The following is a 23152-nucleotide window of genomic DNA, read 5'->3' on the forward strand; positions in this document are numbered from 1 at the left end:
AAGCCTCGTTTTTAGTGAGCGCAAGTTAAGAGGATTTACGAACCCGTAAATACCACTCAGACAGCAGTCTGACTTGTTTTTTGGTATAGCCTTTCTCCATCATTCGATTAACAAAATCATCGTGTTTACGTTGATCGTCAGTCGAGGTTTTGGCGTTAAAGGAAATTACAGGCAATAAGTCCTCTGTATTTGAGAACATTTTTTTCTCAATTACCGTGCGTAGTTTTTCGTAGCTGGTCCAGAGTGGGTTGTTGCCCTCATGGCTTGCGCGGGCGCGCAGGACAAAGTTAACGATCTCATTACGGAAATCTTTAGGGTTGCTGATCCCCGCGGGTTTTTCGATTTTCTCCAGTTCGGCATTCAGTGCGGAGCGGTCAAACAATTGGCCGGTTTCGGGGTCACGGTATTCCTGATCTTGGATCCAGAAATCGGCGTAGGTGACATAACGGTCGAAGATATTTTGGCCGTATTCAGAGTAGGACTCTAAGTACGCGGTTTGGATTTCCTTACCGATAAATTCGACATATTTAGGGATCAAATAGCCTTTTAAGAACTCCAGATAACGTTCGGCGGTATCGCCGGGGAATTGTTCCTGCTCGATTTGGCGCTCGAGTACATAGAACAAATGGACAGGGTTAGCGGCAATCTCTGAGTGGTCAAAGTTAAATACCCGCGACAGGATTTTGAAGGCGAAACGGGTAGAAAGACCGTTCATACCTTCATCAACACCGGCGTAGTCGCGGTACTCTTGGTAGGATTTGGCCTTAGGATCGGTATCTTTAAGGCTTTCACCATCATAGACCCGCATCTTAGAGTAGATGGAGGAGTTTTCAGGTGTTTTTATCCTCGAGAGCACACTAAATTGCGCCAAGGTTTCTAAGGTACCAGGTGCACAAGGGGCTTGGGACAACTCGGAGTTTTGCAGTAATTTTTTGTAAATCTGCAATTCTTCCGATACCCGCAGGCAATAGGGCACTTTGACAATATAAACCCTGTCGAGAAACGCTTCATTGTTCTTATTGTTTTTGAAGGTTGACCATTCTGACTCGTTAGAGTGCGCCAAAATGATACCGCTATAGGGCAGGGCGGATAAGCCTTCGGTGCCGTTATAGTTACCTTCTTGGGTGGCAGTGAGCAGTGGGTGTAGCACCTTAATCGGCGCCTTGAACATTTCCACGAACTCCATCATCCCTTGGTTTGCACGGCAGAGTGCGCCCGAGTAAGCGTAAGCATCGGCATCGTCCTGCGAGAAATGTTCTAGCTGACGAATATCAACCTTACCGACCAGGGAGGAAATATCTTGGTTGTTTTCATCCCCAGGCTCGGTTTTGGCAATCGCCAATTGGTCGAGGATAGAGGGGTAGACCTTGACCACGCGGAATTTTGAAATATCGCCGCCAAACTCATGCAGACGTTTCACCGCCCAAGGCGACATAATGGTTTTTAGATAACGGGTGGGAATATTAAACTCATCCCGCAGCAGCTGGCCGTCTTCTTCGACGTCGAAGAGACAGAAGGGGTGGTCATTCACCGGGCTTCTCACGCCATTAGCACTGAGAATATAAATGGGCACTTTTTGCATCAGGGCTTTGAGTTTTTCCGCCAATGATGACTTACCGCCACCCACAGGGCCGAGTAAGTACAAAATTTGCTTCGATTCCTCTAAGCCTTGTGCCGAGTGTTTTAGGTAGGCGACGATTTGTTCAATCGCATCTTCCATACCGTAAAAGTCTTTAAAGGCGGGATAGCGTGAGATAAGTCGATTCGAAAAGATACGGCTTAGGGTTGGATTTTTCGCGGTATCAATAATTTCGGCTTCGCCGATGGCAAGCAGTAATCGCTCGGACGCTGACATATAAGCACTGCGATCTTCTTTGCAGATATCGAGGTATTCTTGCAAAGTGTATTCTTCATCGAGTTTTTGTTCGTAGCGCTTTTGGTAATGCTCGAAAATGCCCATATAAACCCCCTGAAACGCCAGTGATGTCATGGATGGATAACTGATTTTTCAGCTTCCTACACTAATCTTAGACACAAACTTGCCAGCTGTGTCAAAAAAATATCAAATAAAAACAATAACAAATGATTGCAATTGCAATTGTTGCACTTGTAGCGATTGGGCGGGGTTAGACGAAAAGGGAAAGATGGATGATTTGTGAGGCCATAAAAAAAGAGCCACTTGGGCTCTTTTTAGGAATGACTTAGCAGCGATTAGCCAGCGAAATTTTGGTTCACGAAGTCCCAGTTAACTAATTGCCAGAAGTGGGCTAAGTAGTCAGGACGTACGTTGCGGTAATCGATGTAGTAAGCGTGTTCCCACACGTCAACAGTCAGGATTGGTGTCACAGTGCTGTCAGTCAGAGGCGTTGCAGCATTGCTAGTGTTAACGATAGCTACAGTGCCATCGGCTTTTTTCACTAACCAAGTCCAAGCGCTACCAAAGTTGTTTACCGCAGAATCGGTAAATTGTGCTTTGAATGCGTCGAATGAACCGAATGCAGCATTGATCGCATCAGCCACAGGACCTGTTGGCTCACCGCCAGCGTTAGGCGCTAAGCAGTTCCAGTAGAAAGTGTGGTTCCAAACTTGAGCTGCGTTGTTAAATACGCCACCAGTAGAAGTCTTGATGATCTCTTCTAAAGATTTACCTGCGAAATCGGTTCCTTCGATTAAACCGTTTAGCTTAACAACGTAGGTGTTGTGATGCTTGCCGTAGTGGTATTCAATGGTTTCTTGAGAAATGTGTGGTTCTAGTGCGTTCTTTGCATATGGTAATGCGGGTAATTCGAAAGCCATTAGTATCTCTCCATGGTCTTAGGTTATCGTTTTTTAAACGTGCTCACTGCGCTCTATTGTACCGATAATATTTGTGATGTGAATCATTGTTTGGCTAATTGATTAGATAGGCGTCATCGAAAAACTAATTGTAGGGCATAACCTTACAAACTGTGGGATTTTGTTCTGTGCCTAGCTGTCGTACAATAGCAGCATTGAGTCAATGTCATCGTACTTAGGAATTAAAATGGAAACAGTAGAGAAAATTAAACAGCAGATCGCTGAAAACCCAATCATCGTATACATGAAGGGTTCTCCTAAATTACCAAGCTGTGGTTTTTCATCTCAGGTAGCACAAATCATGATCAACTGCGGCGAGCAGTTTGCATTTGTGGATATTCTCCAGCACCCAGATATCCGTGCTGAATTACCTAAGTATGCAAACTGGCCAACTTTCCCACAATTGTGGATTGAAGGCGAGCTGATTGGTGGTTGTGATATCGTGGTTGATATGTACCAAAAAGGCGAATTACAGCCGTTAATCAAAGCGACTGCTGATAAATACAAAACCGCAGAGTAATCACGCGCAAAAGTGATGAAAGAATAATAAAAAAGCCGTTAAGTGAATAACTTAGCGGCTTTTTTGTTGCCTGCTCCTAACATAAGGCATAAGGATTAGGCGATGAGTGATGAACTACTGTGCTAACTCACACTGTTTAGTGTGATGCAGCGTCACGCTCGTGGTGTTTGCTCGCGGGTAATAGCAGATTCATGGTGATGGCCACAATACCACAGAGGCTGATGCCTGTGAGGCTGAAGGAGCCGATGCCAAAGGCCATACCACCGATACCAAATACCAGTGTCACGCCGACAATGCTTAAGTTACGTGGCTCGGATAAATCCACGTGATTACGGATTAGGGTATTTAAGCCCACTGCGGCTATAGAACCAAAGAGCAAACACATAATGCCGCCCATCACTGGGACGGGAATCGTTTGCATCAGAGCGCCTAACTTACCCACGAAGGCCAAGGTAATAGCGGTAATCGCCGTCCACGTCATGATTTTGGGGTCGAAGTTACGGGTTAAAGTCACAGCGCCTGTCACTTCAGAATAAGTCGTGTTTGGTGGACCGCCGAAGGCCGCTGCGGCAATTGTCGCGACGCCGTCACCGGTTAAGGTGCGATGCAGGCCGGGTTTTTTCATAAAGTCTTTACCTGTGACATTAGAAATCGCCAGGATATCACCAATATGTTCAACCGCAGGCGCAATCGCAACTGGGATCATAAAGGCGATGGCATGCCAGTTAAATTCGGGCGCGACAAATTTCGGAATAGCAATCCAGCTTGCCGCGGTAACCACTGCAAAATCCACGATACCAAAGGCAAGACTTAGGCCATAACCCACCACAATCCCCGCCAGAATCGGCATGACTTTAAGTAAGCCCTTGGCAAAAATAGCCACAGCTATAGTGGTACAGAGTGAGGCGAGGGAAATAATCAAAGCCGTATTGGTGGGGACGAGCGTTAAACTGCCATCTCCACTTTTACCCAGTGCCATATTCACCGCCACTGGTGCTAAACCTAGACCAATGATAATAATCACTGGGCCAACCACCACAGGCGGTAGCAGCTTATGGATAAAGTCGGTGCCGCGCACTTTAACGAGTGCCCCAAGGAGCACATAGACTAGACCCGCGGCAATGATGCCGCCCATGGTTGATGGGATCCCCCAGGTTTGTACTCCATACAGAATTGGAGCAATAAAAGCGAAGGAGGAGGCGAGGAAGATAGGGACTTGGCGTTTCGTGATCAACTGAAACAATAGCGTACCAATACCCGCGGTAAACAGGGCGACACTGGTATCAAGCCCCGTGAGTAGCGGCATTAGCACTAGGGCGCCAAATGCAACAAACAGCATTTGTGCGCCCTGAAGTGGAATAGCGAGTCGTTTCATTTATTATTCTCGTAAATTTAGGGTAAACCGCGAGATGATAACAGTTTGTTGCTATATGTTCCTTATAAAATGGCTCGTTTGCGGGTAAGGATCACTGTTTTATTGCCAAAGCGAGTGGCAGCACTTAATCCGTGCTGGAAATCTCCCCAAGACTCGCTAAAGGCGCTAACTATGGTACAATTTGCACTATCTGACGTTACTTCAACTACTCAAAGATGCTGAAATTCCTATTAAAGCCAAGCTTACTCGCGTTTTTATACTGCCTGTTTACCGTTAATAGCCTGCAAGCTGTTGAAGTGAGTAAATTAGATGAAGCCGATGTGCCCGTGGCTTCCCGCGCCGTGCCTGAACGGAATAAAGCCCTTAAAGCCGCGCTGGAAAAAGTGATCATTAAGAATACCGGGACTGCGCGCTCTTTGGATAACGGCGTTATCCAATCGCAACTGGCCAATCCCGATGCACTGCTCAGCCAATATGGTTATGTGGAGCAAAATGGCCAACTGTTGTTAAAAGCCAACTTTGAGCATCGCCGCATTATTACCCTGTTACGTCAGGCCCAATTACCTGTGTGGGGCATTCAACGTCCACTGACACTCTTTTGGGTTGCCATGCCAAGTGAAGGTGACACGATTTTACTGAGTGACTCATCGACCTTAGCCGAGCGTCAGGCATTTACGACTTTTTCCGATGAACGCGGTATTCCTGTCATGCTTCCGATCCTCGATCTCGATGAGTTGATGGGCATCAATCCCAATGATGTCAAAGGCATGTTTGCCGATATCGTGGCAAGTGTCTCGGGACGTTATCAAGCCGACTTCTTAGCCCTCGTCGCGATTGACCCTGCGGGAAACCAAGTGCGTTATCGCTTAAACTTGTATACCAAGGCCACGATCGACTCATTAACGCCGCCACTGTTTAGCTTTAATGGCACAGCAGAAAATAGCGCGCAGGCGATCACTGCTATGATGGCGGCGCTAGGCGATTACTATTTTACTAAGTACGCCATCGCCGATTCAGGCGAGCAGGTCGGCGCCAGTGTGACCTTTGTGAACATTGATAAAATGGCGCAGCTGGTTGAAGTCGAAAAATACTTAAAACAACTCAGCGCCGTGAAGAATGCGACGCTGTCGCGCATCCAAGGTAATACCGCGACGTTTTCCTTGGATTTGTTTGGTTCTCAGACCGACTTTGAGCGTTTACTGAGTCTAGAGCCACGAATTTCGGTGGTGGCGCCAGGGGAGTTTTCTGCCGGTGCCAGCCCTGCGGGTAAAACTGTCTACCAATGGCGGTTACCTTAAACTTCCCTCGTCGTGACTGGGCATACCTGTGCTCAGTTATGTGGGGGAGTCGATAATTTATTGATATTGAGACGTACGAGTGCCATTAAACTCACCGCTACAACTGTCGTTACCGGTTTACTTACCGGATGATGAAACCTTTAACAGTTATTATCCGGCAGCGGGTAATGACGAACTTATCCAAAAGTTGCGCGCCAATGCCGAAGGCCAAGGTGAAGCCGCTATCTATGTGTGGGGACCTGTGAAATCGGGTCGGACTCACTTAATGCACGCCGCCTGTGCCCATGCCAATGAACTCGACCGCCGCAGTTTTTACCTTCCCCTTGGCATTCATGCGAGTATCTCGACTGCGCTGTTGGAAGGTTTAGAACAGCTCGATTTGATCTGCATCGATGATGTGGATGACATTGCGGGTCACCCGATTTGGGAAGAAGCTATATTCGATTTATACAATCGTGTCGCGGAGAACAAGCGTTGTGCGCTGGTAGTCAGCGGCCGCTCGGCGCCCGCGGATGCAGGCTTCTTGTTGCCTGATTTAGTCTCTAGAATGCAGTGGGGACTCAATTATCAGCTGCAACCTATGGCCGATGATGAAAAGTTAGCTGCATTGCAACGCCGTGCAGCGATGCGCGGATTACAGTTGCCCGAAGACGTGGGCCGTTTCTTGCTGAACCGCATGGCAAGGGATCTACGTACCTTGTTTGATGTGTTAGATAAACTGGATAAGGCATCCCTCGTACATCAGCGCAAGCTCACGATTCCTTTTGCTAAAGAAATGCTCCACCTGTAATCGCATTGACTTACAGTTAGTTACTGTTAATCGAAAAGCCTGTGTTAATAAGCATTCAGCGTTAACAAAAAGCCCGTCGTATCACGACGGGCTTTTTTATCTCTACTTATCTCACATCTATCGCTAACATTAGGTCTGCTAGCAGGCTTGAGTCTAGTGTATCTGCCGATTTAGCAATCTAGATCACTGTTGTGGATGACGGTGACGATCGCCACTGAAACGGAGCTCTGGCTCGGTAAGCGTTTCGCTACTTGTCGCAACTCCTTGTAGTCCTCTCACTGTGGTATTGGGTGAAATCCCCAGGGTTTGGCGCCAGCTTTGGCCTTGAGTCATAGCAATGGGCTCGGGCAGGCTCGTGAGCAGGCTGATGCCGTCAAGCTCTGGCAACATGCCATCGATCACCAAGGCTGCGCGGTTCGCCAGACTATCATCACCAATTCGTCCCCTTTGTCCCCAGTCAACAATCACTGTATCTGCTGTAAGAACTGCGGGTAGGTTAGTGACGGCCACATCGCGCTGGATTTGATAGCGATAGCTCATCATGGCTTCTTCGAACAGCATCGCCGTGTCTTCACGGGTACTGGAATAGTTATAAAAGTCATTGGCGATATCACCGGAGAAAAACGTACTCACATCCGAAGGTTGATAGGCTTTTTGGGTTGCAGTGGCTTTGGCGCCCAAGAAGCTCACCGCCGCAAGGCCTGTCATTTCGGTACTGGTGAGGGGATAGCTGCGACTCACTTGATCGGATATCAAACTCTTATTGGCATTTCGGCGGCTATAGTCGTCCAACAATCTAGGGCCTGTTAGCGTGGCGTGAATGCTTCTTGGGAAGAAGTCATTGGCGTGGGCGAGCTCATGGTATAAGAGTGAAGCGAGATCGGGATTAATCTGGCTGAGCGTGCGGGTGGCGCGCGTCGTGATTGGGAATCCCTGTGAAGCATATTGGTTATTTTTAACGTAACGCCACGGCATGAGGAAATTGAGCTCGCTGCCAAAGTCGCTGCGATAATCTGGCGCCTCGTTAATGCTGTCACGCTGGGTTGGCGTGAGCCACAAATCATTAGGGTCGAGATAAATCGCCCCCGTGACTACCCAATAAAACGAGGGGCGCACATCATAGCTTATCACCACGGCGGTGACCGATTGTAGTAGGCGTGCAAAATCGCTGCTCGGGTCCATTTGACGTAAAAATGCGGCGAAATTGTCCCCCATCCAATCGTGGGACACTAATACGCGATCGAGAATAGTGTCGACATCGAGCGTATTTGAAACTTGGCCGATAAGCGGCAATTGGTTGATAGTACAAGCCTCTTTTAACTGATTCGAGTACACACAGCTCGTTAAGGCACTGGCATAGGGAGAGGTAGTGTTATAAGCGTGGGTGCGCGCCACGGGTGTATCGAAGTAGGTAGAGCTTATCGTGGGCGCCGCCGTGGTGAGCACATAGGCTTCATCTGTCACGGTATTACCGTTAATCGTGGCCGATGCCCTAAGGCGGGTTAAGGTATCTTGACCTACAGTGGGCGCGATAAACAGGGGTCTAAAGGGATCGCTGATATCGAGACTGACACTGGGGCCCTCGGCGATACACCAATTGATGCTAGATGCACTAAGGCCCGCTTGTTGAGCGATGCGTAGGCTGACATCGTTACCCTCAACGGCTTGATGATCTTGACGAATGTTCAGCATTGTCCCCGCGCTGCTGTCGGCATTGATAGCTATTTCGCCAGTCTCATCGATATTACTGCCGCTGATATGTAGGCTAAAACGGTAGCTACCTGCAGTGGGAATATCGAAGGCTAATACTGGACTATTTTGACTCACGAGTTCAATGCTGGGTCCTTCTAACTGTTGCCAGCGGAAAGTAAGATCCTGTGAATCGCGATTCCCTAGGCTGGCGATAATGGCGCTGGGTTGTCCCGCCACATATTGGGGCTCAGTTTTAAAGCGGATGGCGCCTGAGTCTGTGGCCACCAGTGGAGTCACTGTGGCGCAGCGTGGCACGTTAGTGGTTGGTGGGGTGACTGTACCACCATCATTATTATCTCCACCACCGCCACCACAGGCGCTGAGTGCAACGGTTGCCGCGATAATACTTAATCGACGCATTGGAACCCATATTTCCATCATGACTCACTCCAATTAACGCTATGTTATTGTTTTTGTAGTATGACTGGCTTGATTGGCCGTCATTCCTTGGCATATCAATCGACTATAGCATGCTCTTTTGGTTACAAAAAGTGATGAAAGGTAAGTTAAATGTTGTCAATTTGCGGAGTTGGAGTCGTATCGAAAAGGGATTAATACAGCAGCGTATTTTACTGTGAGTGAAGATTATAAAGCGGGGTTAGAATTTATAGAGCCATGATGTTTTGAGTCACAATCTCTTGATTCACAAGCTCTTGAATAACAGCATCTTGAATAACGACTTCTCGAATCAACTTCTCGAATCCAAGAGCGCGGAGCGGTATTAAAACCGAACCGCGCTTACTCATCGGAACTTATTGATCGGAACTTGCTCATCGGCACTGGCTAATCGTGACTTGCTGTTCGCCGCCAGCGATGAGATTGATTGGATCTCACAATCAGTCTTGCTTGTCGGACTTTTTCTTAAGGCCCAGACCGAGCTCACGTCCACGGATACGAGCATAAAACGGGAACGCGACTAACAGCGCGCCAATCAGCAGGACTTCAATAATAGCAAAGGCCAATGCATCGGTCGTGACATACAACAAGGTGAGGGCGTGCAGCATATATAAGCATAAAATAAAGCTGGCCCAAGCGTAGGTGTACGGGTTGCCCTTTAAAATGCCTCTTACAGGTAACAATAAAGGCACTAGCCAAAGCAGGCTGAATAATAAGGTGTATTCCCCATTGATGCCCTGACCAATAAACCAACCGCCCAGCAGGAGAACGAGGGCAAGGTAGCCTAAACGGCTCAGTGTCAGCAGAGTGCTTGAGGTCATGATGTTCCTATTTTAATCGCATCGAATGATGGTGAAATGGCCGAAGATTAGAGAATGTTCAGTACATTTTCCGGTGGACGACCAATGGCAGCCTGTTGATTGGCCAGTACGATTGGGCGTTCAATCAATTTTGGCGTCTTGACCATGGCATCAATAAGTTGCTCTTCGGTTAATGCCGGATTAGCGAGTCCCAGTGCTTGATACTCGTCTTCCTTAGTGCGCATTAACTCACGGGCGCTGAGTTTGAGAGTGGCTAAAATCCCACGGATATCAGCGGCGCTTGGAGGATTCTTGAGGTATTCCACTACTGTGATATCACAGCCTTGCTGCTCGAGTAGGGCTAAGGTTTCGCGGCTCTTTGAACAACGTGGGTTATGGTAAATCGTTGCTTGGGTCATAGTACTTATGCTCAATCGGCTAAAACAATGGCGCGGATGATAGCAGAAAAAACAGCGCCCCGTCAGGGTGTTCGGGGCGCGATTATAAGGGATAGAGATAAAGTGGCTATTTTACTTCAGGGCATCCATCTCTTTATCCGCTTGTTTAAATTGGCGGATACGTGCTTCGATTCGTGCCAGCTGTAAGGGATTACCTTCCGAGGCGCGGTAGGCAAAGTTGAGCTGATCAATTGCCCCCTTATAGTTAGCGCCTAGCGCCATTAACTCAGCATTGGAAAAATACTCCATGCCCTGATTGCCCAATTTTTTATAGGCAAGATTAAGCAGTTGATAGGGCAGTTGATTTTGCTTATCGAGGAAAATCATGTCTTCCAGTAGTGGGATGGCTTTCGCTGGCTCACCGGCCTCAATATAGATATTGGCTAAGTTCGCATTAATCACCTGCGATGTGGGTTTCATCTTACGCTGGGCTTCGAGTAACTTAGTCGCCTGAGCAAAATCCTTACGCTCATTGAGTAAATCCGTCTTGGTATCGATATAAAACAAGTTGTTATCATCGATTTTTAATAGCTCATCGATAATCTTTTCGGACTCATCAAATTTCTTCAATCTAAACAGCGCTAAGGCTTTGCCGTAGAGGGCGGCCTCTTTAAAGCCGTAGGTTTGCTTATTAAGCTGTTTTTCAAACATGCTCAATACCGCATCGTCGCTGTAACTGGAAAAACGCACCTGAATACGGGCTTTGGCGAGCTGGAAGTTCAAATTATCCGGCACATAACGGTGTGGGTACTGGTGGGCGCGATCCCGCGCCTCGGAGATGCGTGACTCGGGTAATGGGTGAGTCAGCAACATTTGTGGTGGCGTGGTAGTAAAACGGTAGCGACTGGCAAGCTTACCGAAGAAATCGGCGGCCGCATTGGGGTCAAAGCCCGCATCGACCAGAATCTGCATGCCAATCCGATCGGCTTCTTTTTCATGCAGACGGGTATAGTTGATTTTTGATTGGGTCGCCATGGCTTGAGTGGTTGCCAGCGCGGCCATCCCCGCCTGAGGTACGGCGATGGTTAATAAAATCGCCCCCAGTAGGCCTGCAACGGTCGCAGGACCACTTTTTTGCTGCGCTTCGAGGGAGCGCGCCAAATGACGTTGGGTCACGTGGGTAATTTCGTGGCCGAGCACTGAGGCCAGCTCACTTTCATTATCGGCGTTAAGGAATAGCCCTGTGTGTACTGCAACGTGGCCGCCGAAGAAGGCGAAGGCGTTGATCTCATCGTTTTGCAGTAAGAAGAAATAAAAGGGCGTTTTGACTCCCGTGGCGTGGGCGACCAATTTATTGCCCAGTTCAGTCAAATATTGGCTCAATACCGGATCGTTCAGCATCGGCGCCGATGAGCGAATAACGCGCATATAGGCATCGCCATAGACCATTTCTTTTTCTAGGCTGAAGGTATTGACGGCGGCGGTGCCCAAGTCGGGCAAGTCGTTGTTGGCAAAACTCTTTGCGGCTCCACCGAGTAACATTAATGAAAGCACACTCGCCGCAAGGGGTTTACATCGGGTCAAAAACGTCAAATTACGCAAGTGGATCCTTTATCTCTTTTAATTGTCTCAACTAAGGCGAGGGAGCCCTTAGCTTGTAGTTTGAGTTGCAACTTAGGATAATAGCCCAAGTTCATTCATAGCAAGTTCATTATGATTTTTATTGATTTAACATCATTTCGCTGCCCCGTTCCCTTGGTTAAGGTCAAACTTGCGTTGAAGTCCGTGTCTGCTGGCGACAGCTTACATATCCTACTCTCAGACCCAGGTTCCCGCCGAGATGTTCCCGCGTTTTTTAAAAAACAGGGGCATACCATCGTGATATTGCAAGATGACGCCAGTCAGTTAGGGTTATTAATCACAAAAGTTGATTTATCGCAGGGATAAGTCTGCACAAAGCATGATTCAATGCCGCAGTAAAAATGGCCAGTTAGCATCGCGGGTTGCAACTTCGCCTTTGTGTGTCGGTCATAGGTAGCAGTTAACTGATTTTCAAGCATATACACAGTAAAACGGATGCGATAAGGTTAACCACCAAAGCATAAGCATCTTTCCTGCGTTTTCGGAAAGCCAATCACCTCATTGGAACGAATTCATGTTTAGTTTTTTCTCTCGTTGGTATCAAGAGCGCTTTAGCGATCCTCAGGCGGTGACGTTGCTCGCCATTCTCGTCGGCCTTGCCCTAGTGTTGTATTTTGCGGGTGGCTTATTAGCGCCGTTACTGGTGGCGTTAGTGCTGGCCTTTTTGCTCGAATGGCCCGTGGCGCAAATGCTGAAATTGGGGATTAATCGCACGACTGGCGCTTCTTTAGTGCTAGTGCTGTTTTTAGGGATTGTGGTGCTGTTGACCTTTGGCCTTATCCCGAGCGTGTGGCGCCAAGGCGTGAGTCTGATGACAGATTTGCCGAGTATGATCGACAAAGGCTTACAAACCTTGCAGGGATTGGCGACCCAGTATCCGCAGTTTGTCAGCTCAGAGCAGCTCAATTTAATGGTCGCCGAGCTTAAAAAACTGCTCGATACCCAGCATCTGCTCGATATTGCCAAGCAGTTGATTGGTTATTCGGCCTCGTTATTGGTGCTGATGGTGTACGCCATTTTAGTGCCCTTATTAGTGTTCTTCTTTTTGAAGGATAAGGACCTGCTGATCAGTGGTAGCAAACGTTTTTTCCCCACTAATCGACAGCTTGCCCGCAAGGTATGGTTTGAAATGCACCAGCAGATCTTCAACTATATCCGCGGCAAAGTGATTGAGATTGTGATTGTCGGAGTAGCGAGCTACATCTTCTTTGCCTTTATGGGGCTGAGATACTCGGCTTTACTCGGGGTGTTGACTGGTTTGTCGGTGCTCATTCCCTATGTGGGCGCAACTTTAGTGACCTTGCCCATCATGTTGGTGGCCTTCTTCCAGTGGGGCTTTAGCTCCGAGTTTGGCTATTTGATGTTAGGTTACGGCATTATTCAGGCGTTAGATGGCAACGTGCTGGTGCCTATCCTGTTTTCCGATGCAGTGGATTTACACCCTGTCATCATTATCGCCGCCGTGTTGGTGTTTGGTGGTTTATGGGGCGTTTGGGGCGTGTTCTTTGCCATTCCATTGGCCTCCTTGGTGAAAGCGGTGATCAATGCCTGGCCTAAAACCGAGATTGAACCCGTGGCGATAACGCAGGTGAAGGCGGATTCGGCAGAAGCCTAAGCCGCTGGCAGTAGGTAAAAACTCATAGAAAACAAACTGAGCCTGAGTGCTCAGTTTTTTTATTCGCTAACTATTTGTACTAACAATTGTTTTACTCACTCTTGCTGAACTCATCATTGCTGTAATAGATGCTGCGCGGTGGCGGCGAGGGCGCGATAGACCAAGGTCGTTTGCTTGGCCTTTATATTCCAATGTTGCCAATAGAGGGGGACCCGAATGCGTTTTTCTGGGGTGAGCTCAATTAATATGCCTTTGTCTATCAAAGGTTTTGCCTGTAAGTGTCCCACTAAACCATAACCCAGACTTAAGTTAATCGCCTCTAAAAAACTCTCCGATGAGGGAATGCTGTGTTGCCACCATTGGCCTGGCAACATTTGAAAATACTGGGCGAGGTACTTTTCATGCATTTTATCTTTGGTTGAAAACACCACAGCCGGGGCTTTCGCGAGCTGTGCTTGGGTAATTTGAGCGCCGACATCATCGTTATTTTTTGCCCATTCGAAATAACGCGCCGCAAATGCTGGGGTCGCGACGCACATATATTCCATGGTTCCTAAAAACTCGCTGCTACAACCGGCCATAGGGTTGGTCGTTGTGGTCACGCAACCGACGGCATCACCGTTTTTCAATAGGTGATGGGTGTAGGACTCATCATCGACAATCAATTCCAGTAGCCAAGCATGTCGGCTAAACATATCGGCCAAGGCGGGCAAAAACCATGTCGCTAAACTGTCGGCATTGACGGCAATTCGCACCGTCGTGGGATGGTTTGGGTCATCGGCATCTAACTCGGCTCTCAATTCACTCTCGAGTAATTGCACCTGAGAATAGTGGCGCAATAAACGTTTACCCGTGGGGGTTGCCACCACGGGCGTTGAGCGGATAAGTAAGGATTGGCCGACTCGTTCTTCTAATTGTCTAACGCGCTGTGACACCGCCGATTGAGTGATATGCAACACTTTGGCGGCGCGCTCGAAGCCGCCTTCGGAGACGACGACCGCAAGCGCTTTAAGATTGGCGTATTCCAACATGATTGCCGTCCTTAAAATTATTAATTTTACTTATGATACATAAAAAACATTAGTTATATTAATTTTGTTGTTTTGTCTATGCTAGCGCCTTCTTCAGACATGAGAGGTAGTTATGCAAACGGCGTTTATACAAGGTATGGGCATAGGTGGTAGTTTGATTATTGCCGTAGGGGCGCAAAATGCCTTTGTGCTAAAGCAGGGGATTAAGCGAGCTTATCCTTTGCCGATTGCGCTGCTTTGTTCAATCATCGATGCCTTAATGATCACTGCGGGTGTGGCGGGGCTTGGGCACATTATCGAAGCTTTCCCGACTATCAAACATGTGGCCAGTTTTGGGGGGGCCGCCTTTTTGATTTGGTACGGTGCCAATGCGCTTAAGGCCTCGTTTGTCGCTAAAGGGATGGAGATGGGCAATGCGCAAAATGCCGACACTTTGCGTAAGGCCATGCTGACCACGCTTGGGATCAGCCTGCTCAATCCACACCTCTATTTGGACACCGTCGTGCTACTGGGGAGCATTAGTACTCAGTTCGAAGATGCCCATCGTCCTTGGTTTGGTGCGGGCGCGGTACTGGCTTCGTTTATCTGGTTCTTCAGCTTAAGTTTTGGTGCGCGTTTATTGGCGCCGATATTTAGCCGCCCAGCGGCGTGGCGATACTTAGATCGCTTTATTTGGTTGACCATGTGGAGCATCGCCGCGGCAATTATGTGGCCTTATCTGGCATAATCTTGGGTGATTAAGCGGCATCCGCTTGAATTTATTCCACAAAGCAGGTTGATTTTTAGACGCAAGCTGAAAATTTTTCATGAAAAAAGGCCCTGATAAAGGGCCTTTTTGCGTTCAACTGCTAATTTTTTGTACGCCGTGTTGAGCCGAGAGGCATTAATACGGCACTAAAATGCGCAATTAACCAGCAATTTGCGCCAGCACGACTTGGTGATGATCGTTGGTTTTAAACTTATCGAACACGTGGGCAATGGTGCCGTCGGTATTGATGAGGAAGCTCAATCTATGGATACCGTCGTAGATTTTGCCCATAAACTTCTTCTCGCCCCACACGCCAAAGGCATCGGCCACGCTGTGGTCTTCATCGCTGAGCAGGGTAAAGTTAAGTGACTGTTTTTCTGCAAACTTAGCTAATTTGGCCACGGGATCAGGACTAATGCCAAGTACGGTCACTTTGTGGCTGTCCAGTTCAGCTTTGCTGTCACGTAAACCACAGGCTTGCACTGTGCAACCAGGGGTTGAAGCCTTAGGGTAAAAGTAGACTAAAACCGGGCCGCGCGTTAAGCATTCTTGTAGGGAAACAGCATTACCTTGTTGATCTTGAAGGGTAAATAGCGGCGCTTTCGCGCCAGCGGTTAATGTGTTCATCAATTATCCTCTATCGCTTCTTGAGGTGGTGCCTTCCATGCGTCTAATGGTGCAATCCAGTGCCATTTCTTCAGAGAGTTGATAGATACTCTTTTCGAGCTTTTCTAGTTCAACTTTTTCAGGAATATTGATGGTTAACGAAATCGTCTGGGTTTGCTCACCGTTGTCGAGTTCTTCAGAGAAAGAGCGTACTGCGGCTAAGTCTAAGGAACGGTCGGCGAGGAACTGGGTGATAAGCTTCATGGTGCCGCGCTGATCCTTACCGGTAAAGCGCACTTCGAGGCGTGAAAGGTAGTTTTGCGGCGTATGTTTAGAGGTGCGCTTCATCACTGTCATCAGTTCTAATTCAACACTGAGACTCGGGAGCAGGCTTTCAATTTTCGTTATGGATGCCCACGAACCTGACAACATCATGATTAAGGTAAATTCGTTACCAAATAATGCCATACGGCTGTCGACGATATCGCAGTCACAGTCGCTGGCAAGCCGAGCTAGTTTACTTACGAGTCCAGGACGGTCTACGCCCATTGCGGTTACGACCAGGAAATTGGTCATGAATTGTCCTCACTTTTTCGATATCATAGAGCGAAAACTCGAGACTGAGTGCCGAGTTTTTGTGCGGGATGTAATGCTACCATAACTAATTCAATTTGAGAGCCCCGTTAGTGCTTGTCATTAATGGTTGGCATCAGTACCATAGCGAATCCTGAAATTTTGGGGAAGTCAGATGATAAACGGAAGCATCGTAGCCTTAATCACGCCAATGAACAGTGATGGCTCAGTAGATTTTGCAAGTCTTGAAAGGTTAGTCGAATTCCATATTGACCAAGGCACAGACGCCATCGTCGCCGTGGGCACTACCGGCGAGTCAGCGACTCTGCCAATGAATGAGCACGTTACTGTGGTCGCGCAAACGGTTAAGTTTGCTGCAGGCCGTATTCCTGTGATTGGTGGCAATGGCGCGAATGCGACATCTGAAGCTATCGAACTCACCAAGTCTTTATCTAAAGTAGGGGTTGCCGCCATGTTAGGCGTGACACCTTACTACAATAAACCCACGCCAAAGGGCTTAGTCGCGCACTATAAAGCTGTGGCGGCGAGCACGGATATTCCGCAAATTCTCTATAACGTACCAGGACGCACCGCCGTCGACATGAAGCCCGAAACCGTGGCCGAATTGGTCGCTGTGAGCAATATTATTGGCGTTAAAGAAGCCACGGGCGATGTATCACGCGTACAGCGTTTACGTGAGCTTTGCGGTAATGACTTTATGTTGTACAGCGGCGATGACGCAACGGCGAGGGAGTTTTTACTCCTTGGCGGTAATGGCGTAATCTCAGTTGCTAACAACATAGTGCCAAAAGCATTTAAAGCCATGTGTGATGCAGCACTGGCGGGCAATGCCGAATTAGCGGCGAGCATCGATGAGCCGCTGCGTGGTCTGTATAGCACACTGTTCTGTGAAGCGAACCCAATTCCTGTGAAGTGGGCTGCTCACCGTATGGGACTGATTGAGTGTGGCCATATTCGTTTACCTTTGACTGAACTTTCTGAGCAATGTCATGGTCTGTTGTTAGATGCAATGACTCGCGCCCAGATAGAGGTTAAATAATTAATGTTAAAGAAAGTCACCCCACTGTTCCTAGTTGCTGCCGTTGCAGCTTGTAGCTCGCCATTAGAGCGTCGCCAAGCAAACGGCGGTGAAGACTATGTGCAGGCCGAGCAAGCGCCAATGCTGAAGATCCCCGAGGGATTAAAAGCACCGCCATACAATAAAGAATTTGAAGTGCCTAACTTAGGGCCGAAGGCGAATTCCGCGCTGGTTGGTAAAAACCTCGATATCCGTCCTCCACTGCAAGTACTGCCAATGGCAGAAGGTACGCACGTGGAAGAGGGCAGCGATAACATCAAGATCGTGGTTGAATCTATTGATAACAGCGTCGATCTTAAGCAAGAGATCTTTACTAACTTAGATGGTTTCTTTGCTAAGCAAGGCATTAGCATCCGCAACCGTGATTTCGATAAAGGTACTATCGAAACCGATTGGATTGAAAACACGGAAGTGCTTGAATCGAGCCTCTGGGGTTCGGATAAAGAGTATCTGCTGCGTCAACGTTATCGCTTCGATGTCGAAACCCGTCCACACGGCCGTACCGCCAATATCGTTATTCACTTGGTTGAACACCAAGAGTTTTACGACGGTAAAGAGCAAGATGTCCTGTTAAGCAGCGAAGATAAACAGCGTTACACCATCGACATGCTGAACAGCTCTATCGCTTATATGAGTGTGAAGCGCGAGCAAGCGATTCAAGCGAACCGTCTGAAGCAGACCTTAGGGATCAATGTGGATCTAGTGACACCTGAAGAAGGTGCCGCTTACTGGTCCGCGAAAGCGCCATACAAGCAAGTGTGGGAACGTCTGCGTATCGTGCTGCCAGAAATGGGCTTTGAAATTGCCGATATGGATAGCGCCAAGGGCTTATACTTCATTAAGTTTACCGACAACTCTGGTTTCTGGAGTTCGTTGTGGAACGACAAGCAATTGGCCCTGAAGGAAGGCAGTTACCGCATACTGCTGGAAGACGGTGATAGCCCAGAGGAAACTAAAATCCTGCTGCGCGACGGTGAAGACCAACCACTGTCAAATGACGTCGTGACCAATGTGTACCAGTCATTGTCTAGCCTGATGAAAGAAGAGCGCAAACTGCGTTAATTCTATCTCAGTCAAAAAAGGGCGATTTATCGCCCTTTTTTGTACCTGCCATTTGAGCACCGCTGTGCTCGCCCTGCGCGTTAACTATACAGAATGATGTTTCAGAATATTTCTGGCGTATATCAATATTTAAAGCATGGTTTTAGATAAACTGGTTGTAATTTTGATATTTGTTGAAGCAATTCGCTGAAAATGCCAATTATCCTACTGTATTCTTAATCCATCTTCCCCTTTCTGACTCGAATCGCCGTTTATTACATATTTTATGCAGTTGGCGTAATTTGTAAGAAAAAGTAAAACGTATTGATGCAATGATGCGAGTGGGTAAACTAGCCGTCACTAATGCGAGTCATCATCATTTGGAAGCCAGATGAAAAAAATCATAATTATCATCGCCATTTTGGCTGCGGGCTGGTTTGGATACCAAAGTATGCAACCCCAAGAGACGCAGCAAGCTAAAATTAAGCTCACCCCTAATGTGGTCATCGCGACGGCCGCCATGGCCCCAGTGCGTGACGAAGTCGAAGCCATAGGCACCAACAAGGCCTTTGAGTCTGTCACTATCACGCCGAAAGTCACCGATGTAGTTACTTCGCTCAAATTTGGTGATGGTGATATCGTCAAAAAGGGCGACTTATTGGTGCAACTGCAAAATGCTGAGCAGATAGCCAAAGTGAAAGTGGCGCAGGTGAAGGTGAGCGACAACCAGCGCGAATTAGCGCGGATCAGCTCTCTGGTGACCAGCCGCACTGTGGCAGAGTTAGAACGTGACCGCCTGCAAACCTTAATCGATACCACCCGCGCCGAGTTAGAGCAGGCACAATCGTCCCTCAATGATCGCAGCATAGTGGCGCCCTTTAATGGCCGTTTAGGCCTGCGCCAAGTGAGTGTGGGTAGCCTAGTGACTCCGGGTACTGAGATCACCACACTCGATGATATTTCTAAGATTAAATTAGACTTTTCTGTGCCTGAGCGCTTTATTCAAGACCTGCAGCCCGGCAAGCAAGTTGAAGCCAAAGCCGTGGCGTTCCCCGATGAAATCTTTAAAGGCAAAGTGATTTCTATCGATAGCCGTGTAAACCCAACCACTCGCGCTGTGATTGTACGCGCAGAAATCCCAAATCCTGATTTACGTTTACTGCCTGGCATGCTGATGAAGGTGAAACTCATCAAGCGCAGCCGCGAAGCCTTGATGCTGCCTGAGTCGGCGATTATCCCGATCCAAAAAGAGCACTTTGTTTACAGCGTCAATAAAGACAATGTGATTGAGCGTAAGCAAGTCACCATTGGTATTCGTACCCGTGGTTGGGTTGAAATCCTCGGTGGTTTAGAGATTGGTGAAAACGTGGTGATCCGCGGGCTACTTAAAGTGCACCCAGGCGATGTGGTTAAAACCGAATTGGCTGAGAAGTTTAGCTATCTTTCCGATGCCAATGCGGAGCCAAGTGTATGATCCTGACAGATCTTTCCGTTAAACGACCGGTATTTGCCTCGGTTATTAGCCTATTGTTGGTGGCCTTTGGTTTAGTGGCATTCGATAAGTTACCGCTGCGGGAATACCCTAACATCGACCCGCCGATTGTCTCAATTGAAACCAACTATCGCGGCGCCAGTGCCGCTGTGGTCGAGAGCCGCATTACCCAGCTGATTGAAGATAGGATCAGCGGCGTCGAAGGTATTCGCCATGTGAGTTCATCGAGCAGCGATGGTCGCTCGCAGGTGACCTTAGAGTTCGATATCAGCCGTAACATTGAAGATGCGGCCAACGATGTGCGCGATAGAATTTCAGGCCTGTTAGATAACTTACCCGAAGAAGCCGATCCCCCAGAGGTGCAAAAGGCCAACGGTGGCGATGAAGTGATCATGTGGCTCAACTTAGTGTCGGATCAAATGACCACATTAGAGCTGACCGATTACACCCGTCGCTATTTATCCGACCGTCTTTCCGTGGTGGACGGGGTGTCGATGATCCGTATCGGTGGTGGCAAGGTCTACGCCATGCGCGTCTGGCTCGACAGACAAGCACTCGCATCCCGAAGCCTTACTGTGGCCGATGTTGAAGCCGCGCTAAGGGCTGAAAACGTTGAGTTGCCCGCAGGTTCGCTCGAGTCTAAAGAACGCCACTTTACCGTGCGGTTAGAGCGTAGTTATCGCACCGCCGAGGATTTTGCCAATTTGGTGATTTCCCAAGGAGAAGACGGTTACTTAGTCAAACTTGGCGATGTGGCTAAGGTGGAAATTGGCTCAGAAGAAGAGCGTATTATGTTCCGCGGCAACAAGGAGGCCATGATTGGTCTTGGGGTGTCGAAACAGTCGACCGCCAACACCTTAGAAGTGGCCCGCGCCGTTAACGCCTTAGTCGATAAAATCAATCCAACCTTACCCGCTGGCATGTCGATTAAACGCAGCTACGACAGCTCAGTGTTTATCGAAGCCTCGATTAAAGAGGTGTACCAAACCCTGTTCACCGCCATGGTGCTGGTGATTATCGTGATTTATCTGTTCCTTGGCAGCGTGCGCGCCATGTTAATCCCCGCGATTACCGTGCCCGTGTCTTTGCTCGGGACGTTTATCGTGCTCTATGCCTTGGGTTATACCATTAACCTGTTGACGCTGCTGGCGATGATCCTCGCCATCGGTATGGTGGTAGACGATGCGATTGTGATGCTGGAAAACATTCACCGCCGTATCGAAGAAGGGGATTCACCCTTAAAGGCGGCATTCTTGGGCGCCCGTGAAGTGGCCTTTGCGGTTATCGCCACCACCTTAGTGCTAGTGGCGGTATTTATGCCGATCACTTTCCTCGAAGGGGACTTAGGTAAACTCTTTAAGGAGTTTGCGGTAGCCATGAGCGCGGCGGTGATCTTCTCCAGTATCGTGGCCTTAACCTTAAGCCCGATGATGTGTTCTAAGCTGCTTAAACCCGCATCGCAGGATTCGTGGTTAGTGCGTAAGGTCGATAGCATTATGACGGGGATTTCCCGCGGCTATCAGAGCTCGCTTGAGAAGGCGATGGCAAGACCTGTACTGATGTCGGTATTGGTCTTGATTGCGCTCGGGAGCAGTGTGCTGCTCGCCCAAAAAGTGCCGCAGGAATTTGCGCCGCAGGAGGACCGGGGTTCGTTATTTTTGATGGTGAACGGTCCTCAGGGCGCGAGTTACGAATATATCGAATCCTACATGAACGAAGTGGAAAACCGTTTAATGCCGTTGGTCGACTCGGGCGATATTAAGCGCTTGCTGATACGTGCTCCCCGAGGCTTTGGCCGCGCCGCAGACTTCTCGAACGGTATGGCGATTATCGTGCTCGAAGATTGGGGGCAGCGTCGTCCGATGAAAGAAGTGATAGGCGATATTAACAAGCGCCTCGCAGACTTAGCCGGTGTGCAAGCTTTCCCTGTGATGCGCCAAGCCTTTGGCCGTGGTGTGGGTAAACCGGTGCAGTTTGTGATTGGTGGCCCAAGCTACGAAGAATTGGCCCGCTGGCGCGACATTATGATGGAAAAGGCGGCAGAAAATCCTAAACTGCTTGGCCTTGACCACGATTATAAAGAGACCAAACCGCAGCTTAGAGTGGTCATCGACAGGGACAGGGCAGCCAGCCTTGGGGTATCGATTTCCAATATCGGTCGCACCTTGGAGTCTATGTTGGGTTCGCGTTTAGTCACTACCTTTATGCGTGATGGCGAAGAATATGATGTGATTGTGGAAGGGGAGCGCAGTAACCAAAATACTGCGGCCGATCTGCAAAATATCTATGTTCGCTCCGAACGGACGAAGGAGCTGATCCCACTGTCGAACTTAGTCACGGTAGAAGAGTTTGCCGATGCCAGTTCCCTTAACCGTTATAACCGTATGCGGGCGATCACTATCGAAGCCAGCTTGGCGGATGGTTATAGCCTAGGTGAAGCACTGGATTACCTCAATCAAGTGGCGCGTGCTTCTCTGCCTGCGGAAGCGGTGATCAGCTACAAGGGACAATCCCTTGATTATCAAGAATCTGGCAGTTCAATGTACTTTGTGTTCCTGCTGGCGCTGGGGATTGTGTTCCTAGTATTAGCGGCGCAGTTCGAAAGCTATATTCACCCTATGGTGATCATGCTGACGGTACCGCTTGCCACGGTTGGCGCCTTGATTGGACTGTGGTTTACGGGCCAGAGTCTGAATATCTACAGCCAAATTGGGATTATTATGCTGGTGGGTTTGGCGGCGAAAAACGGTATTCTGATCGTCGAATTTGCCAACCAGTTGCGGGATAAGGGTGTCGATTTTGACCGCGCCATTATTCAAGCCTCTTGCCAGCGTTTACGCCCCATCCTAATGACGGGGATTACCACTGCCGCGGGCGCCGTACCTCTGGTATTGGCCGCTGGTGCTGGGGCGGAAACCCGTTTCGTGATTGGTGTGGTGGTGCTTTCGGGCATTATGCTGGCGACCTTGTTCACTATCTTTGTGATCCCAACCGCCTACGGTCTCTTTGCCCGTAACAGCGGCTCGCCAGAAGCCATTGCCCAGCAATTAGATAAGGAGTTGGCGCAGGATTAATCCCACGCGAACGCTTAGCCAAAATAGGCGCTTAAGTGGACTTAAGCGCCTATTTTATTTGGGCGAAA

20 protein-coding genes are annotated in these 23152 nt (G+C 48.6%); 10 read left to right on the forward strand and 10 right to left on the reverse strand.

Annotated elements, in window-relative coordinates:
- Positions 1 to 25: 25 nt before the first annotated feature.
- The gene (locus tag K0H60_RS08525) at positions 26 to 1960 is read right to left on the reverse strand and encodes a PrkA family serine protein kinase (protein WP_011716674.1); all 1935 of its coding nucleotides are present in this window, start codon (positions 1958 to 1960) and stop codon (positions 26 to 28) included.
- A 251-nt stretch (positions 1961 to 2211) separates the two neighbouring features.
- Positions 2212 to 2796: a superoxide dismutase [Fe] gene (gene sodB / locus K0H60_RS08530; RefSeq protein ID WP_011622352.1), complete on the reverse strand. Its 585-nt coding sequence runs from the start codon at positions 2794 to 2796 to the stop codon at positions 2212 to 2214.
- 226 nt (positions 2797 to 3022) lie between these two features.
- Between sodB and K0H60_RS08535 the strand changes: the two genes are divergently transcribed.
- Positions 3023 to 3355 (forward strand): Grx4 family monothiol glutaredoxin, encoded by a 333-nt coding sequence (locus tag K0H60_RS08535; RefSeq protein ID WP_011622353.1) that lies wholly within the window; start codon positions 3023 to 3025, stop codon positions 3353 to 3355.
- 136 nt (positions 3356 to 3491) lie between these two features.
- Here K0H60_RS08535 and K0H60_RS08540 read toward each other — a convergent pair whose 3' ends face one another.
- Positions 3492 to 4730, reverse strand: coding sequence for a uracil-xanthine permease family protein (locus tag K0H60_RS08540; RefSeq protein WP_011716675.1), 1239 nt, complete (start codon positions 4728 to 4730; stop codon positions 3492 to 3494).
- Between the two features lie 215 nt (positions 4731 to 4945).
- Here K0H60_RS08540 and K0H60_RS08545 point away from each other — a divergent pair, with 215 nt between their 5' ends.
- Together K0H60_RS08545 and hda are read left to right on the forward strand one after the other, a co-directional pair.
- The gene (locus tag K0H60_RS08545; protein WP_220057862.1) at positions 4946 to 6028 is read left to right on the forward strand and encodes a DUF2066 domain-containing protein; all 1083 of its coding nucleotides are present in this window, start codon (positions 4946 to 4948) and stop codon (positions 6026 to 6028) included.
- Positions 6029 to 6107: 79 nt separating this feature from the next.
- Positions 6108 to 6818, forward strand: a complete 711-nt coding sequence (hda, locus tag K0H60_RS08550) for a DnaA inactivator Hda (protein WP_011622356.1) — start codon at positions 6108 to 6110, stop codon at positions 6816 to 6818.
- Between the two features lie 183 nt (positions 6819 to 7001).
- On the opposite strand, the gene K0H60_RS08555 is transcribed toward hda, so the two are convergent.
- The 4 genes from K0H60_RS08555 to bepA form a co-directional block, all read right to left on the reverse strand.
- Positions 7002 to 8951 (reverse strand): hypothetical protein, encoded by a 1950-nt coding sequence (locus K0H60_RS08555; RefSeq protein WP_434086668.1) that lies wholly within the window; start codon positions 8949 to 8951, stop codon positions 7002 to 7004.
- Positions 8952 to 9406: 455 nt separating this feature from the next.
- Positions 9407 to 9787, reverse strand: a complete 381-nt coding sequence (locus K0H60_RS08560) for a DUF2069 domain-containing protein (protein WP_011716678.1) — start codon at positions 9785 to 9787, stop codon at positions 9407 to 9409.
- Positions 9788 to 9834: 47 nt separating this feature from the next.
- Positions 9835 to 10185, reverse strand: coding sequence for an arsenate reductase (glutaredoxin) (gene arsC / locus K0H60_RS08565; RefSeq protein ID WP_088211409.1), 351 nt, complete (start codon positions 10183 to 10185; stop codon positions 9835 to 9837).
- 111 nt (positions 10186 to 10296) lie between these two features.
- Entirely contained in the window at positions 10297 to 11766 is a 1470-nt protein-coding gene (bepA, locus tag K0H60_RS08570; protein ID WP_011716680.1) for a beta-barrel assembly-enhancing protease, read from the reverse strand.
- Positions 11767 to 11877: 111 nt separating this feature from the next.
- Between bepA and K0H60_RS08575 the strand changes: the two genes are divergently transcribed.
- Positions 11878 to 12111 carry a sulfurtransferase TusA family protein gene (locus K0H60_RS08575; RefSeq protein WP_220057863.1) on the forward strand — a complete coding sequence of 78 codons (234 nt, stop codon included), beginning with the start codon at positions 11878 to 11880 and terminating at the stop codon, positions 12109 to 12111.
- A 208-nt stretch (positions 12112 to 12319) separates the two neighbouring features.
- Positions 12320 to 13420 carry an AI-2E family transporter gene (locus tag K0H60_RS08580; RefSeq protein ID WP_220057864.1) on the forward strand — a complete coding sequence of 367 codons (1101 nt, stop codon included), beginning with the start codon at positions 12320 to 12322 and terminating at the stop codon, positions 13418 to 13420.
- Positions 13421 to 13533: 113 nt separating this feature from the next.
- Here K0H60_RS08580 and K0H60_RS08585 read toward each other — a convergent pair whose 3' ends face one another.
- On the reverse strand, positions 13534 to 14451 hold the full coding sequence (locus tag K0H60_RS08585) for a LysR family transcriptional regulator ArgP (RefSeq protein ID WP_220057865.1): 918 nt from the start codon (positions 14449 to 14451) through the stop codon (positions 13534 to 13536).
- Positions 14452 to 14563: 112 nt separating this feature from the next.
- Here K0H60_RS08585 and K0H60_RS08590 point away from each other — a divergent pair, with 112 nt between their 5' ends.
- Entirely contained in the window at positions 14564 to 15178 is a 615-nt protein-coding gene (locus K0H60_RS08590; RefSeq protein WP_088211405.1) for a LysE/ArgO family amino acid transporter, read from the forward strand.
- Positions 15179 to 15358: 180 nt separating this feature from the next.
- On the opposite strand, the gene bcp is transcribed toward K0H60_RS08590, so the two are convergent.
- Positions 15359 to 15826, reverse strand: a complete 468-nt coding sequence (bcp, locus tag K0H60_RS08595; protein WP_220057866.1) for a thioredoxin-dependent thiol peroxidase — start codon at positions 15824 to 15826, stop codon at positions 15359 to 15361.
- 3 nt (positions 15827 to 15829) lie between these two features.
- Positions 15830 to 16381 carry a glycine cleavage system transcriptional repressor gene (locus tag K0H60_RS08600; protein ID WP_011716686.1) on the reverse strand — a complete coding sequence of 184 codons (552 nt, stop codon included), beginning with the start codon at positions 16379 to 16381 and terminating at the stop codon, positions 15830 to 15832.
- A 172-nt stretch (positions 16382 to 16553) separates the two neighbouring features.
- On the opposite strand from K0H60_RS08600, the gene dapA reads away from it, so the two are divergent.
- The 4 genes from dapA (at position 16554) to K0H60_RS08620 (ending at position 23084) form a co-directional block, all read left to right on the forward strand.
- Complete coding sequence (gene dapA / locus K0H60_RS08605; protein WP_011716687.1) at positions 16554 to 17438, forward strand: 4-hydroxy-tetrahydrodipicolinate synthase; 885 nt, start codon at positions 16554 to 16556, stop codon at positions 17436 to 17438.
- 3 nt (positions 17439 to 17441) lie between these two features.
- Positions 17442 to 18539: an NlpB/DapX family lipoprotein gene (gene bamC, locus K0H60_RS08610; protein WP_220055255.1), complete on the forward strand. Its 1098-nt coding sequence runs from the start codon at positions 17442 to 17444 to the stop codon at positions 18537 to 18539.
- 370 nt (positions 18540 to 18909) lie between these two features.
- Positions 18910 to 19992: an efflux RND transporter periplasmic adaptor subunit gene (locus K0H60_RS08615; protein WP_220057867.1), complete on the forward strand. Its 1083-nt coding sequence runs from the start codon at positions 18910 to 18912 to the stop codon at positions 19990 to 19992.
- Positions 19989 to 23084, forward strand: coding sequence for an efflux RND transporter permease subunit (locus tag K0H60_RS08620; protein ID WP_220057868.1), 3096 nt, complete (start codon positions 19989 to 19991; stop codon positions 23082 to 23084). The genes K0H60_RS08615 and K0H60_RS08620 overlap by 4 nt, the downstream gene beginning before the upstream one ends.
- Positions 23085 to 23152: the final 68 nt, after the last annotated feature.

It is taken from the genome of Shewanella mangrovisoli, assembly GCF_019457635.1.
In the GTDB taxonomy this organism is placed as follows: Bacteria; Pseudomonadota; Gammaproteobacteria; order Enterobacterales; family Shewanellaceae; genus Shewanella; species Shewanella mangrovisoli.